Origin of the sequence: Herbaspirillum sp. CAH-3, assembly GCF_009668275.1 — a bacterium.
GTDB lineage: Bacteria > Pseudomonadota > Gammaproteobacteria > Burkholderiales > Burkholderiaceae_D > Herbaspirillum > Herbaspirillum aquaticum.
On record NZ_VSWE01000007.1, the window covers coordinates 140,808 to 154,440 of the forward strand.

Below are 13,633 nucleotides of genomic sequence, written 5' to 3' on the forward strand. Positions count from 1 at the left end.
AGAGAATAGCACGACGGCTCACTGCTAAGACAAGTCTTCCCTCGCTCTGGTTCGAGATGCGGGCACTTTATATGAAGCCCGCCTCCTGCACGGCCTGGCTGGTTTCAGTGGGCAAGTGCCCGCATGCGGTGTCAAACAAGGTGAATTGACATGATATCTGATGGTTTCATGCTAAAATACAAGGTTCATTGAATTATCAATTCTTGGCTTTAAGCCATTATTTTTATTGGAGTTTTTCTCATGGCAATTGAACGCACCCTGTCGATTATCAAGCCCGACGCTGTAGCCAAGAACGTGATCGGCCAGATCTACAGCCGTTTCGAAAACGCCGGCCTGAAGGTCGTCGCTGCTCGCATGGCCCAACTGTCCCGCGCTGAAGCTGAAGGTTTCTACGCTGTGCACCGCGAGCGTCCCTTCTTCAAGGACCTGGTGGACTTCATGATCTCCGGCCCGGTGATGATCCAGGTGCTGGAAGGCGAAGGCGCCATCCTGAAGAACCGCGACCTGATGGGCGCTACCGATCCGAAGAAGGCTGAAAAGGGCACCATCCGCGCCGACTTCGCTGACTCCATCGACGCCAACGCCGTGCACGGTTCGGACGCTGAAGAAACCGCCAAGGGCGAAATCGCCTACTTCTTCCCGGCGCTGAACGTTTATTCGCGTTAATCTGTTCCTGTTTTCCATCGGTCTTCCGGGCTGGGGCGGAAACCGGCACCGCAATCCCTGCGGCGTCTTTCTGCCTTGGTCCCGACCGCAAGCATCATGACTACAGCTCTCACCAATCTGCTGGATATGGATCCCGCGCAACTCGTCGCCTACTGCGGCGAGTTGGGTGAGAAGCCGTTTCGTGCAAAGCAGTTGCAGCGTTGGATACACCAGTTCGGCGTGTCTGATTTCGATCAGATGACCGACCTGGCCAAATCGCTGCGCGACAAGCTGAAGACCCGTGCCGAAGTCCGTGCACCGGCCATCATCAGCGACCATACTTCCACCGACGGCACACGCAAGTGGCTGGTCGACGTGGGCCAGGGCAATGCGGTGGAAACCGTGTTCATTCCTGAAGAAAACCGCGGCACGCTGTGCGTATCGACGCAGGCGGGCTGTGCCGTGAATTGCCGCTTCTGCTCGACCGGCAAGCAGGGCTTCAACCGCAATCTCACCGTGGCCGAAATCATTGGCCAGCTGTGGATGGCGGAATTCGAATTGCGCAAGACCAAGGGTATCGAAGGCGGCCCCAAGGGTGAGCGCCAGATCACCAACGTGGTGATGATGGGCATGGGCGAGCCGCTGCTCAACTTCGAGCCGACCGTCACCGCCTTGCGCCTGATGCTGGACGACAATGCTTACGGCCTGTCGCGCCGCCGCGTTACGCTGTCCACCAGCGGCGTGGTGCCGATGATCGACAAGCTGTCGCAAGAGTGTCCGGTGGCGCTGGCCGTCTCGCTGCACGCGTCCAACGATGCGCTGCGCGACTCGCTCATTCCGCTCAACCGCAAGCACCCGCTGCGCGAGCTGATGCTGGCCTGCAAGCGCTATCTGGAATTTGCGCCGCGCGACTTCATCACCTTCGAGTATTGCATGCTCGATGGCGTCAACGACACCGACACCCATGCCCGCGAACTGGTCGCGCTGGTGAAGGAAGGCGAGACTGCCATCCCTTGCAAGTTCAACCTGATTCCCTTCAACCCCTTCCCCGAGTCGGGCTTGAAGCGCTCGCACAATCCGCGCATCAAGGCGTTCGCGCAGATCCTGATGGATGCCGGCATCGTGACCACCATCCGCAAGACCCGTGGCGACGATATCGATGCCGCCTGCGGCCAGTTGGCTGGCGAAGTGAAGGATCGTACGCGGGTGCAGGAACGCATGCAGAAAATGGCCGAATACCAGGCCAAGTTCGGCAAGGACTTCGGCCGCATCGTGGAGATCTCCGGGTGACGGCAGGGTGGTCCCATGTCCTTGCTGGTCCTGCGGTACCAGCCTTCGCCGCCGTGGCGAGGGATCAGTTGCCGCTTTTTACAGAATGGGTAACGGGGGCGTCGATGTTGCGCTGGGGCGCAGGCATCGCACGTCCTTTTTGTGTTTTTGCTGAAATGATCGTCCGTTCTGCCGTTATCGTTCAGGATGGGCTGAAGTTGTCGAATTTCCCCGGAGGGACGCGGCAGGTGCCGCGCAGGGACGCTCCAGAAGAATCCGGCCAGGGCCGGCTAAAAAAAGCTTTTCCATGTGGAGCATTTGATGAGTGATCAACAAATGAACGAAATGTCGTCGCAGCAACCGCAAGATCCTGGTCCATCGTCCCCGGCCCAGGTCTCGCCCGGTGCCGCGCTGGCGGCGGCGCGTCAGAAGAAGGGCTGGACCATCGAGCAGGTTGCCAGCCTGGTGAAGCTGGCCCCGCGCCAGATCCAGGCGATCGAGGCGGACAACTACGCCGCCTTGCCGGGCCTGGCCGTGGCGCGCGGCTTCGTGCGCAGCTATGCCAAGGTGCTGGGGCTGGATGTGAATGCCGTGACGGCCGCCTTGCCACAGGAATCGGCCGTGCAGCAGCGCGACCACATCGTGCCGCAGCATCAGCTCTCCACGCCATTCTCGGAAGGTCCGCTGCCGGCCATGATGATGAGCACGCGCGGGAACAGCTCGGCCTTGCCCATCGTCGCCGGTGTGGTGGTGGTCGCCCTGCTGGCGGGTGCCGCCGCCGTGCGCTGGACTGATCTCGGTGCCAATGTGCCGCAGCTGGCCTTCCTCAAGTCGCATCACGACGACGCGGCAGCGGCGCCGGGTAATGCTCCGGATGCGCAGAATGCACAGCCGGCCGAGACTGCTTCCACCGAAACGCCGGTCAATGCCCGCGTTGAAACGATCACGCCCGCAGCTGCCGAGGAGTCCGCCAAGCCGGCTGCTCCCGTGGCTGAAACGTCCGCGCCGGTAGCCCAGGCGCCGGTGGCAAGCAAGCCGGAACCAGTGCAGCCCGCCACGCCAGCGGCCAACCAGCCGGCTTCCACGCCGGCCCCGGCTGCTGCTTCCGCGCCTGCGCCAGCCGCATCGGCGGCGCCCGGCCAGATGGCCTCGACCACTGTCCCGAGCGGCCTGAACATCGTCAACAGCAAGGATCTGCTGCGCCTGACTTTCCGCGAGGATTCCTGGGTGGAAATCCGTCGTGCTGACAAGAGCACCGTGATTTCGCGCCTGCTCAAGGCCGGCACCACCGAGACCTTCGATGTCTCGGATGCGACGACCCTGATCATCGGCAACGCCGCCGGTGTCGACGCCAGCCTGCGCGGCCAGCCGCTGGACCTGAAAACCCCGGGCGGCAGCAATGTTGCACGCCTGAACCTGAACTGAGTCGACTGCCTATCATGTCTTCCTCCCCGATCGCCTCCGGGCCCCTGGCCCGCCGCAACAGTCGCCGCGTGGTCATCAGCCATGGGGCGCGCGAGATCATCGTGGGTGGCGGTGCCCCGGTCATGGTGCAATCCATGACCAACACCGACACCGCGGATGCCATCGGGACCGCAATCCAGATCAAGGAGCTGGCCCGCGCCGGCTCCGAGATCGTGCGCCTGACCGTCAATACGCCCGAGGCCGCCGCTGCCGTGCCGGCCATTCGCGAGCAGCTCGACCGCATGGGCGTGGATGTGCCGCTGGTGGGCGATTTCCACTACAACGGCCACACCCTGCTGACCGATTATCCGGACTGCGCCCAGGCGCTTTCCAAATACCGTATCAATCCCGGCAACGTAGGCAAGGGTGCCAAGCGCGATACCCAGTTTGCCCAGATGATCGAAGTGGCTTGCAAGTACGACAAGCCGGTGCGCATCGGCGTGAACTGGGGCAGCCTGGACCAGGCGCTGCTGGCACGCATCATGGACGAAAACGCCGGTCGCGCCGAGCCGTGGTCGGCCCAGGCGGTGATGTATGAAGCCTTGGTCACCTCGGCCATCGAAAACGCCCAGCGTGCCGAGGAGCTGGGCATGTCGGGTGACAAGATCATCCTGTCCTGCAAGGTCTCCGGTGTGCAGGACCTGATCGCGGTCTATCGCGAGCTGGCGCGCCGCTGCGACTATCCCTTGCACCTGGGCCTGACCGAGGCCGGCATGGGCAGCAAGGGCATCGTGGCCTCCACGGCGGCGCTGTCGGTGCTGCTGCAGGAAGGCATCGGCGACACCATCCGCATCTCGCTGACCCCCGAGCCGGGCGGCGACCGGACCAAGGAAGTGGTGGTCGGCCAGGAAATCCTGCAGACCATGGGCCTGCGCAAGTTCACCCCGATGGTGATCGCCTGCCCGGGTTGCGGCCGTACCACCTCGACCGTGTTCCAGGACCTGGCCGACAAGATCCAGACCTTCCTGCGCGAGCAGATGCCGGTCTGGAAGGGCAAGTATCCCGGCGTGGAAGCCATGAACGTGGCCGTCATGGGCTGCATCGTCAATGGCCCCGGTGAATCCAAGCACGCCAACATCGGCATCAGCCTGCCGGGTACCGGCGAGTCGCCGGCGGCACCGGTGTTCATCGACGGCGAGAAGAAGGTGACCCTGCGCGGCGAACGCATCGCCGAGGAATTCCAGAACGTGGTGCTGGAATACGTCGAATCGCATTACGGTCAGGGTAGCCATTCCTGATCACCGTGGAGCCCGCCGCCGTCGGGCGTTGCGGGCCATGCAGTACACTTGCGCTGGTGCGTCGCACGAAAGATGCGTCAGATTCCAGCTTCCAGAAATGAAGTAAAAAGCAAAAACTCCGGGTTTCGGTATGTCAGAACAAAAGAAAGTCGAAAAAATCGTTGGCGTCAAAGGCATGAATGACATCCTGCCGGCCGACGCACCACTGTGGGAACTGTTCGAGAACACCGTGCAATCGGTGCTCAAGAGCTACGGTTTCCAGCAGATCCGCACCCCCATCGTCGAGCCGACCGCACTGTTCGCGCGCGGCCTGGGCGAGGTGACCGACATCGTCGAGAAGGAAATGTATTCCTTCACCGATTCCATGAACGGCGACAACCTGACCCTGCGTCCGGAAAACACCGCCGGCGTGGTGCGCGCAGCCCTCGAACACAACCTCACCTACGACGGTCCCAAGCGTCTGTGGTACGTCGGTCCGATGTTCCGCCACGAGCGTCCGCAGCGCGGCCGTTATCGCCAGTTCCACCAGGTCGGCGCCGAAGCCGTGGGCTTCAGCGGCCCGGATATCGATGCCGAACTGATCATGATGTGCCAGCGCCTGTGGGATGACCTGGGCCTGTCCGACATCCGCCTGGAACTGAACTCCATCGGCAACGCCGAAGAGCGCAACAAGCACCGCGCCGACCTGATCGCCTACTTCGAACAGCACAAGGACCTGCTGGACACCGACGCCCAGCGCCGCCTGCACGCCAACCCGCTGCGCATCCTGGATACGAAGAATCCTGCCATGCAGGAGATGGTGAATGCCGCTCCCAAGCTGCTGGATTACCTGGGTGAAGAATCGCGCGCGCACTTCGAGGGCGTGCAGAAGATCCTGCGCCACAACAATATTCCCTTCACCATCAACCCGCGCCTGGTGCGCGGCATGGACTACTACAACCGTACCGTGTTCGAGTGGGTCACCGACCAGCTGGGCTCGCAAGGCACCGTCTGTGGCGGTGGTCGCTATGATCCGCTGATCGAAATGTTCGGCGGCAAGCCGACCCCGGCCTGCGGCTTCGCCATGGGCGTGGAACGCCTGCTGGAGCTGATGAAGGCCAATGGCGAGCAGTACGCGCCGAACCAGTGCGACGTCTACCTGGTCCATCAAGGCGAGGATGCACAGTTGCAATCTTTTGTCCTGGCTGAACGTTTGCGGACTGCCGGGCTCGATGTTGTGCTACATTGCGCATCGTCCAATGGTGGTGGATCGTTCAAGGCGCAGATGAAGCGCGCCGACGCCAGCGGTGCTGCCTTTGCCGTGATCATCGGTGAAGACGAGCTCAAGGCCGGGTCCGCCACCGTCAAGCACATGCGCGAAGGCAATGCCGAGGAAGGCCGCGCCAACCAGAGCAACATGGCTTTCGACGGCGTGGTCGACTACATCGTGGAACAGATCGTGGGCGATCATGACCATGATCACGACCACGTGCACTATCACCCCTGAAGACCCGTCCACCTCGACCGTCAACTTATCTAAACGCAGAGTTACATGGCATACGATCTCGAAGAACAAGAACAGCTTGATTCCATCAAGGCCTGGTGGGCGAAGTACGGCAACCTGGTGACCTGGGCGCTGATCATCGCGCTGGCCGCCTACGCCGGATGGACCGGCTGGAATACCTGGCAGGGCCGCCAGTCGGCGCAAGCCTCGGTGCTCTACGAAGAACAGCAGAAGTCGCTGGCCGCCAAGGACAATGCCAAGGTGCAACGCGCCGCCGCCGACATCCAGGACAAGTTCAGCGGCACCGCCTACGCCGAGATGAGCGCCCTGGTGGCAGCCAAGTCGGCGTTCGACGCCAATGACCTGGATGCGGCCAAGAAGCAGCTGCAATGGGTAATCGACCACGGCCGTGGCAAGGAATACAAGGCCATCGCCGCCGTGCGCCTGGCTGGCGTGCTGCTCGATGCCAAGTCGTATGACGAAGCGTTGAAGGTCTTGTCGGGTGACTATCCCGCCCAGTTCGCCGGCGCCATCGCCGACCGCAAGGGTGATGTGCTGGCAGCCCAGGGCAAGCGCGACGAAGCCCGTAGCGCCTACAAGCTGGCGCTGGAAAAGAGCGACGCCAAGGATCCGGGCCGTCAGCTGATCCAGATCAAGCTCGACGCCATCGGCGGCGAAGCGCCCAAGGCCTGAGGCCTGCGCTGGCGCCATTGACTCAATGCTCCGGGACCCGGTTCGCTATGGCGCACCGGCGGCCCGCCGGGTTGCGGGTGCAACCCGGGAACTGAATCGCAATCCGATCGCGAATCCATCCATCGCTTAGAGGAAACAGAATATGCGTAGTGTGACAGCCACTGCTGCCAAGGCAACATCCTTTGCTCGATCCCGTAGCGCCGGCAAGCTGGCGCTGAATGTGGCCGCCATGGCGGCCGTGGTGGCCTTGTCCGGCTGCTCGCTGTTCTCCAGCAAGAAAGATCCGAATCCGCCGGCCCCGCTGGTCGAATTCACCCAGAGGATGCGTGCCCAGGCGGCCTGGACGGTATCGGTCGGCAAGGCCGGCAGCTATCAGTTCAGCCCGGCTTTCGCTTCTGGCAGCGTCTTTGCCGCCGCCAATGATGGCACCGTGGTGCGCATCAACGCCCAGAATGGCCAGACCTTGTGGCGCAGCCGTGCCGAAGGCAACCTGACGGCCGGTGTCGGCAGCGATGGCAGCACCGTGGTTGTGGTGGGTGAAAAGGGCCGTATCCAGGCCTTCGACGCCGCCTCCGGCAAGGCCACCTGGAGTGCCCAGGCACCCAGCGAAGTGCTGTCGGCCCCCGCTGTGGGAGAGGGCTTGGTAGTCATTCGCAGCATCGACAACCGCGTGACCGCGTATGATGCCGACAATGGCAGCCAGCGCTGGATGGTCCAGCGCAACGTGCCTTCGCTGACCCTGCGCAATGCGCCGGGCATCGTGATCGGTTCGCAGACCGCCTTCGTAGCCCTGCCGGGTGGCCGCTTGTCGGCCCTGGCACTGAACAACGGCGGTCCGCGTTGGGAAGTGGCGGTGGGTGATCCGCGCGGTACCACCGAGCTGGAGCGCATCTCCGACGTGTCGGGCGTGCCTGCGCTGGGTTCGCGTGATATTTGCGCAGTGTCGTACCAGGGCCGTATCGGCTGCTTCGATTTGCTCAACGGCAATGTGCGCTGGATCAAGGAGTTTTCCAGCGATGTCGGCGTCAATCTGGATGACGCCTATGTCTACGCGGCCGATGTCGGCGGTGCCGTCACCGAGTTCGCGCGCGATACCGGTGCCGTCATCTGGCGCAACGACCGCCTGAAGAATCGCCAGCTGTCCAGCCCGATCGCAGTGGGCCGTGCGGTGGCGGTGGCTGACTTCCAGGGTTATATTCACTTCCTGTCGCGGGAAGATGGTGCCTTCGTGGCCCGTCTGGCTACCGACGGCAGTGCTGTCCAGGCGCCTCCGGTTTCGACCGGTTCGTCTGTCGTTTTCCAAACCAAATCAGGAACCGTGGTCTCCGTCGCCGCCGAGTAATTGGCAGTGACGTACGACCCCCAAGAAAAGAAATGAAACCGGTAATTGCACTTGTAGGCCGTCCCAACGTCGGCAAATCGACGTTGTTCAACAGGCTCACCCGCAGCCGCGATGCGCTGGTGGCGGACCTGCCCGGCCTGACGCGCGATCGTCACTACGGCGAAGGCCGGGTCGGCGAACGTCCGTTCCTGGTGATCGATACCGGTGGCTTCGAACCCGTCGCCAAGGACGGGATCATGTATGAGATGGCCAAGCAGACCAAGCAGGCAGTGGTCGAGGCCGACATCGTGGTGTTCATCGTCGACGGCCGCCAGGGATTGACGCCGCACGACAAGACCATCACCGACTTCCTGCGCAAGTGCGGCCGTTCCGTGCTGCTGGTGGTCAACAAGTCCGAGGGCATGAAGTACACCTCGGTCACCGCCGATTTCTACGAGCTGGGCATGGGCGATCCTTACGTGATCTCCGCCGCCCACGGTGACGGCGTGGCTGACCTGGTGCAGGAAGCGCTGGATCAGGTCGAAGCCCAGCGCGCCCAGGAGCCGGAAGTCGAAGAGCCGGCCGTGCGCGGCACCAAGATCGCCATCGTTGGCCGCCCCAACGTGGGCAAGTCGACCCTGGTCAACACCCTGCTGGGCGAAGAGCGCGTGATCGCCTTCGACATGCCGGGGACTACGCGCGACTCCATCGAGATTCCCTTCGAGCGCGAAGGCCGTCATTACACCCTGATCGATACCGCCGGCATCCGCCGCCGCGGCAAGGTCTTCGAGGCTATCGAGAAGTTCTCCGTAGTCAAGACCCTGAAATCGATTTCGGACGCCAACGTCGTCCTGCTGCTGCTGGATGCGCAGCAGGATATTTCCGAACAGGATGCCCACATCGCCGGTTTCGTGCTGGAGTCGGGCAGGGCGCTGGTGGTCGGTGTGAACAAATGGGATGGGATGGAAAGCGACCAGCGCAACCAGATCAAGATGGATCTGGAGCGCAAACTGAATTTCCTTTCCTTCGCCAAGTTCCACTTCATCTCGGCCCTGAAGTCGACCGGTATCGGTCCGCTGATGAAGTCGATCGATTCGGCCTACGCGGCCGCCATGGCCAAGCTGAGCACCCCGCGCCTCACGCGCGCGCTGGAAGAGGCGCTGGAGCACCAACAGCCGCGCCGCAAGGGTTCGATCCGCCCCAAGCTGCGCTATGCGCACCAGGGTGGACAAAATCCCCCGGTGGTGGTGATCCACGGCAATGCCCTGGAAGCCATCGACGACAACTACAAACGTTATCTGGAGAAGCACTTCCGGGAAACTTTCTCCCTGGTGGGCACTCCACTGCGTATCGAGTTCAAGTCGGGCAAGAATCCTTTCATCCGGCAGGAAAAATAATCGTAAATCCTGCTATTCGATCAATGTTTTTGGCGTTGGAGCGAAAATCGTTTAAATTGAATAGCATAAAGTTGGTCAAGCACTTGATATTCCTTGAAGTGCCTCCAAGTCCTAATCACAACAACACCGTGGAGCTGCCATGAGCAACAAAGGGCAATTGTTACAAGACCCATTCCTGAACGCATTGAGAAAAGAGCACGTTCCCGTCTCTATCTACCTGGTCAACGGCATCAAGCTGCAAGGCCATGTGGAGTCTTTTGATCAATACGTGGTCCTGCTGCGTAACACCGTTACGCAAATGGTTTACAAACACGCCATCTCTACCGTCGTGCCTGCACGTGCGGTCAACCTCAGTCTCGAATCCTCGTCCGACGAATAATGGTCTACCTGGCCGGCTTGACGCCGTGGGCATTTTGACATGCGTGCCGCGTTAGTCGGCCTGGACTTCGGCAAGAACGATTTCGCCGCTAGTCTGGATGAGCTCTTCCTCCTGGCAAAATCGGCTGGTGCGGAACCGGTGATTACCATCACCGGCCGCCGTGCCAGTCCGGATGCCGCTCTCTTTGTTGGTACCGGCAAGGCGCAAGAAGTTGCGGACGCCGTCGCCGATCTCCAGCTCGAACTGGTCATTTTCAATCACGCCCTTTCACCGGCCCAGCAACGCAACCTGGAGCGGGTCCTGAAGGTGCGCGTGCTCGACCGTACCAGCCTGATCCTCGATATCTTCGCGCAACGCGCCAAGAGCCACGAAGGCAAGGTGCAAGTCGAACTGGCCCAGTTGCAGCACCTGTCCACTCGCCTCATCCGCGGCTGGACTCACCTGGAGCGCCAGAAGGGCGGTATCGGCCTGCGCGGTCCTGGGGAAACGCAGCTGGAAACCGACCGCCGCCTGCTGGGCGAGCGCGTCAAGGCGCTGCGCGCAGTGCTGGCCAAGCTGCGCCGGCAGCATGCCACGCAGCGTCGTGCGCGCGGGCGCAGTGAAACGTTCTCCGTCTCGCTGGTGGGCTATACCAACGCCGGCAAGTCGACCATCTTCAACTCGCTGGCCAAAGCCGGCGTGTATGCCGCCAACCAGCTCTTCGCCACGCTGGATACGACTTCCCGTCGCGTCTACCTGGGCGAGGTCGGGCACGTGGTGATTTCGGACACCGTGGGTTTCATCCGCGAATTGCCTCACCAGCTGGTGGAGGCGTTTCGGGCGACCTTGGAAGAGACTATCCACGCCGACTTGCTGCTGCATGTGGTGGATGCCGCCAGTCCGGTACGCATGGAGCAGATCGAGCAGGTCAACCTGGTCTTGAAGGAAATTGGTGCCGACCACGTGCCGCAGATCCTGGTCTGGAACAAGATCGACGCCGCCGGTCTGGAACCGACGGTCGAGTATGACGAGTATGGTAAAATCCAGCGGGTTTTCGTCAGTGCCAAGTCTGGTGCTGGCCTGGATCTGCTGCGCGAAGCGATCGCCGCTTCGCTCAAGGCCGCCTTGGAGGCCAGGGGTCGCAGCCGTTCCCAGCCAGTCGATTCCGAAGACATGCACGCTTGAGCCGTTCGAGGGGACGGCTCGTTGCACGTTCCTGGCGCGCATTCCTCCCAGATTCTCTTAATCCATCACTTCAGCCGGAACGCAAACGCATGCTTGTGTCTTTATTCAGGAAAATCGGTGTCAAGTTTTCGTTGAACGACCCCCAATGGGGACGTGGTTCGCAGAACGACAACCGCGAGAATCAGAATAACGGAAGTAACGGCGACAAACGGCCCGAAAAACCGTCCGGCAACAACGACGGTCCGCCTGACCTCGACCAGCTCTGGCGCGACTTCAACCAGCGCATCGCCGGCCTCCTGGGCCGCAAGGGCGGTGGTGGTTCCGACGGCGGCAACAGTGGCGGCGGCTTCAATCGGGGCGACGTCAAGGGTGCCGGCATCGGCGTGGGCGTCATCGCCGTGATCGTGGCCTTCCTCTGGCTGGCCAGCGGCTTCTTCATCGTGCAGGAAGGCCAGACCGCCGTGGTCACTACCTTCGGCCGCTACAGCCACACCACGCTGCCGGGCTTCAACTGGCGCTGGCCGTATCCCATCCAGGGCCACGAGATCGTCAACATGTCGCAGGTGCGTACCGCCGAGATCGGTTATCGCGGCAATGTGCGCAACAAGCAGTTGAAGGAATCCCTGATGCTGACCGATGATGAAAACATCATCGACATCCAGTTTGCCGTCCAGTACAAGCTCAAGAATGCCGCTGAATGGCTGTTCAACAACCGTGATCCGGATGATTCCGTGCGCCAGGTGGCCGAGACGGCGATCCGCGAAATCGTCGGCCGCAGCAAGATGGACTTCGTTCTCTACGAAGGCCGTGAAAAGGTCGCGCTCGACGTGAGCCAGCGCATGCAGCAGATCCTGGATCGCTACAAGTCGGGCGTACAGATCACCAACGTCACCATGCAGGGTGTGCAGCCGCCTGAACAGGTGCAAGCCGCCTTCGACGATGCCGTCAAGGCGGGCCAAGACCGTGAACGCCTCAAGAACGAAGGCCAGGCCTATGCCAACGACGTGATCCCGCGTGCCTCCGGTGCCGCCTCGCGCCTGCTGGAAGAAGCCGAAGCCTACCGCTCCCGCGTGACCGCCAACGCCGAAGGTGATGCCTCTCGCTTCACCCAGGTCCAGGAAGCCTATGCCAAGGCCCCGGCCGTCACCCGCGACCGCATGTACCTGGAAACCATGCAGCAGATCTTCGCCAATACCACCAAGGTCATGGTCGATGCCAAAAATGGCAGCAACCTGCTGTACCTGCCGCTGGACAAGCTGATCCAGCAAAGCGCCTCCGACGCGGCCCCGACCAGCGGCAAGGCGCCGGCATCGTCGACCGTGCAGCCCTCGGCGGGCACGGCGTCCACCACTTCGACTGCAGGAAATGACACTGTGTATTCTTCCGAGCTGATGCGAGATTCGAGAAACCGCGATCCCCGTGATGCGCGTGATAGGGAGGTGCGCTGATGGGCCGCCTCGTCACTTCCGTCATCGTCGCCGTCGTGGCGATCTGGCTGGCTTCGTCCACCATCTTCGTGGTCGACCAGCGTTCCTCGGCCATCGTCTTTGCCCTGGGTGAAGTCAAGCAGGTCATCAGCGAACCCGGCCTGCACTTCAAGCTGCCGCCGCCGTTCCAGAACGTGATGTACCTGGACAAGCGCATCCAGACCCTGGATACGCCGGACGCCGACCGCTTCATCACCGCCGAAAAGATGAACGTGCTGGTCGATGCCTACGTCAAGTGGCGCATCGTCGATCCGCGCCTGTACTTCGTCAGTTTCGGGGCTGACGAGCGCCGCACCCAGGACCGCCTGTCGCAGATCGTCAAGGCGGCGCTGAACGATGAGATCACCAAGCGCACCGTGCGTGAAGTCATCTCCAGCCAGCGCAACAACGTCATGGATGCCATCCAGGCCCGCGTGGCCAACGAAGCCAAGCAGATCGGCGTGGAAGTCATCGACGTGCGCCTGCGCCGTGTGGACTACGTGGACCAGATCAACAACTCGGTGTTCGAGCGCATGAAGTCCGAGCGTGTGCGGGTGGCCAATGAGCTGCGCTCCACCGGCGCTGCTGAATCCGAAAAGATCCGCGCCGACGCTGACCGCCAGCGCGTGGTGATCCTGGCGGAAGCCTATCGCGAATCGGAAAAGATCCGTGGTGCCGGCGATGCCAAGGCGTCCCAGATTTACGCCCAGGCCTTCGGCCAGAACCCGGACTTCTACAAGTTCTATCGCAGCCTCGAAGCCTACCGCGCCAGCTTCAAGAACCGTCACGATGTCATGGTGGTGGATCCCAGCTCGGAGTTCTTCAAGTACTTCAAGGGAGTGGGCGGCGGCACTGCCAGCGCTGCGAAGAAGTAAAAATCCGCTTATCAGGCGATAATGTGAACAGTTCTGCGCCGCCGAGCAGGTCCGGCGGGCAGGACAAACCGGATGGATGCCGCTGGTAAAGGGCATCTTTCCTTTTTTGGTCTGACACAATGTGCCGGGATGCAATTTTCCCGGAACGCAAGAAGAGGGGCGGCAGGCATTCCCGGACCGCCCCGATTGTTCGTCTGGACGGCCGCTTGTCTTTTGGCTGTCCGCATCACGCAAGTACG

12 protein-coding genes are annotated in these 13,633 nt (G+C 61.9%); all 12 read left to right on the forward strand.

The window, feature by feature from the left end:
* Nucleotides 1-240 precede the first annotated feature (240 nt).
* Nucleotides 241-666 carry a nucleoside-diphosphate kinase gene (ndk, locus tag FYB76_RS10775; protein WP_034333977.1) on the forward strand — a complete coding sequence of 142 codons (426 nt, stop codon included), beginning with the start codon at nucleotides 241-243 and terminating at the stop codon, nucleotides 664-666.
* A gap of 96 nt (nucleotides 667-762) precedes the next feature.
* The gene (rlmN, locus tag FYB76_RS10780) at nucleotides 763-1,935 is read left to right on the forward strand and encodes a 23S rRNA (adenine(2503)-C(2))-methyltransferase RlmN (protein ID WP_034333976.1); all 1,173 of its coding nucleotides are present in this window, start codon (nucleotides 763-765) and stop codon (nucleotides 1,933-1,935) included.
* Between the two features lie 300 nt (nucleotides 1,936-2,235).
* Nucleotides 2,236-3,339: a helix-turn-helix domain-containing protein gene (locus tag FYB76_RS10785; protein ID WP_154133634.1), complete on the forward strand. Its 1,104-nt coding sequence runs from the start codon at nucleotides 2,236-2,238 to the stop codon at nucleotides 3,337-3,339.
* 14 nt (nucleotides 3,340-3,353) lie between these two features.
* Nucleotides 3,354-4,616 carry a flavodoxin-dependent (E)-4-hydroxy-3-methylbut-2-enyl-diphosphate synthase gene (ispG, locus tag FYB76_RS10790; RefSeq protein ID WP_154133635.1) on the forward strand — a complete coding sequence of 421 codons (1,263 nt, stop codon included), beginning with the start codon at nucleotides 3,354-3,356 and terminating at the stop codon, nucleotides 4,614-4,616.
* Nucleotides 4,617-4,746: 130 nt separating this feature from the next.
* A complete protein-coding gene (hisS, locus tag FYB76_RS10795) occupies nucleotides 4,747-6,102 on the forward strand; it encodes a histidine--tRNA ligase (RefSeq protein ID WP_088753368.1) in 1,356 nt (451 codons plus the stop codon).
* Between the two features lie 45 nt (nucleotides 6,103-6,147).
* Nucleotides 6,148-6,792 carry a tetratricopeptide repeat protein gene (locus FYB76_RS10800; protein WP_154133636.1) on the forward strand — a complete coding sequence of 215 codons (645 nt, stop codon included), beginning with the start codon at nucleotides 6,148-6,150 and terminating at the stop codon, nucleotides 6,790-6,792.
* A gap of 142 nt (nucleotides 6,793-6,934) precedes the next feature.
* A complete protein-coding gene (gene bamB, locus FYB76_RS10805) occupies nucleotides 6,935-8,134 on the forward strand; it encodes an outer membrane protein assembly factor BamB (RefSeq protein WP_154133637.1) in 1,200 nt (399 codons plus the stop codon).
* A 32-nt stretch (nucleotides 8,135-8,166) separates the two neighbouring features.
* Nucleotides 8,167-9,510, forward strand: a complete 1,344-nt coding sequence (gene der, locus FYB76_RS10810) for a ribosome biogenesis GTPase Der (protein WP_088753371.1) — start codon at nucleotides 8,167-8,169, stop codon at nucleotides 9,508-9,510.
* Nucleotides 9,511-9,649: 139 nt separating this feature from the next.
* Entirely contained in the window at nucleotides 9,650-9,889 is a 240-nt protein-coding gene (gene hfq / locus FYB76_RS10815) for an RNA chaperone Hfq (RefSeq protein ID WP_006463311.1), read from the forward strand.
* Nucleotides 9,890-9,928: 39 nt separating this feature from the next.
* On the forward strand, nucleotides 9,929-11,053 hold the full coding sequence (hflX, locus tag FYB76_RS10820) for a GTPase HflX (RefSeq protein ID WP_088753372.1): 1,125 nt from the start codon (nucleotides 9,929-9,931) through the stop codon (nucleotides 11,051-11,053).
* Nucleotides 11,054-11,142: 89 nt separating this feature from the next.
* The gene (hflK, locus tag FYB76_RS10825; protein ID WP_154133638.1) at nucleotides 11,143-12,501 is read left to right on the forward strand and encodes an FtsH protease activity modulator HflK; all 1,359 of its coding nucleotides are present in this window, start codon (nucleotides 11,143-11,145) and stop codon (nucleotides 12,499-12,501) included.
* The gene (gene hflC, locus FYB76_RS10830; protein WP_088753374.1) at nucleotides 12,501-13,394 is read left to right on the forward strand and encodes a protease modulator HflC; all 894 of its coding nucleotides are present in this window, start codon (nucleotides 12,501-12,503) and stop codon (nucleotides 13,392-13,394) included. The genes hflK and hflC overlap by 1 nt, the downstream gene beginning before the upstream one ends.
* Nucleotides 13,395-13,633 lie beyond the last annotated feature (239 nt).

What these genes read in the sequence shown, in the direction of transcription:
- ndk (WP_034333977.1), top strand. Translation starts at nt 241, where the DNA reads ATGGCAATTGAACGCACCCTGTCGATTATCAAGCCCGACGCTGTAGCC.
- rlmN (WP_034333976.1), top strand. Translation starts at nt 763, where the DNA reads ATGACTACAGCTCTCACCAATCTGCTGGATATGGATCCCGCGCAACTC.
- FYB76_RS10785 (WP_154133634.1), top strand. Translation starts at nt 2,236, where the DNA reads ATGAGTGATCAACAAATGAACGAAATGTCGTCGCAGCAACCGCAAGAT.
- ispG (WP_154133635.1), top strand. Translation starts at nt 3,354, where the DNA reads ATGTCTTCCTCCCCGATCGCCTCCGGGCCCCTGGCCCGCCGCAACAGT.
- hisS (WP_088753368.1), top strand. Translation starts at nt 4,747, where the DNA reads ATGTCAGAACAAAAGAAAGTCGAAAAAATCGTTGGCGTCAAAGGCATG.
- FYB76_RS10800 (WP_154133636.1), top strand. Translation starts at nt 6,148, where the DNA reads ATGGCATACGATCTCGAAGAACAAGAACAGCTTGATTCCATCAAGGCC.
- bamB (WP_154133637.1), top strand. Translation starts at nt 6,935, where the DNA reads ATGCGTAGTGTGACAGCCACTGCTGCCAAGGCAACATCCTTTGCTCGA.
- der (WP_088753371.1), top strand. Translation starts at nt 8,167, where the DNA reads ATGAAACCGGTAATTGCACTTGTAGGCCGTCCCAACGTCGGCAAATCG.
- hfq (WP_006463311.1), top strand. Translation starts at nt 9,650, where the DNA reads ATGAGCAACAAAGGGCAATTGTTACAAGACCCATTCCTGAACGCATTG.
- hflX (WP_088753372.1), top strand. Translation starts at nt 9,929, where the DNA reads ATGCGTGCCGCGTTAGTCGGCCTGGACTTCGGCAAGAACGATTTCGCC.
- hflK (WP_154133638.1), top strand. Translation starts at nt 11,143, where the DNA reads ATGCTTGTGTCTTTATTCAGGAAAATCGGTGTCAAGTTTTCGTTGAAC.
- hflC (WP_088753374.1), top strand. Translation starts at nt 12,501, where the DNA reads ATGGGCCGCCTCGTCACTTCCGTCATCGTCGCCGTCGTGGCGATCTGG.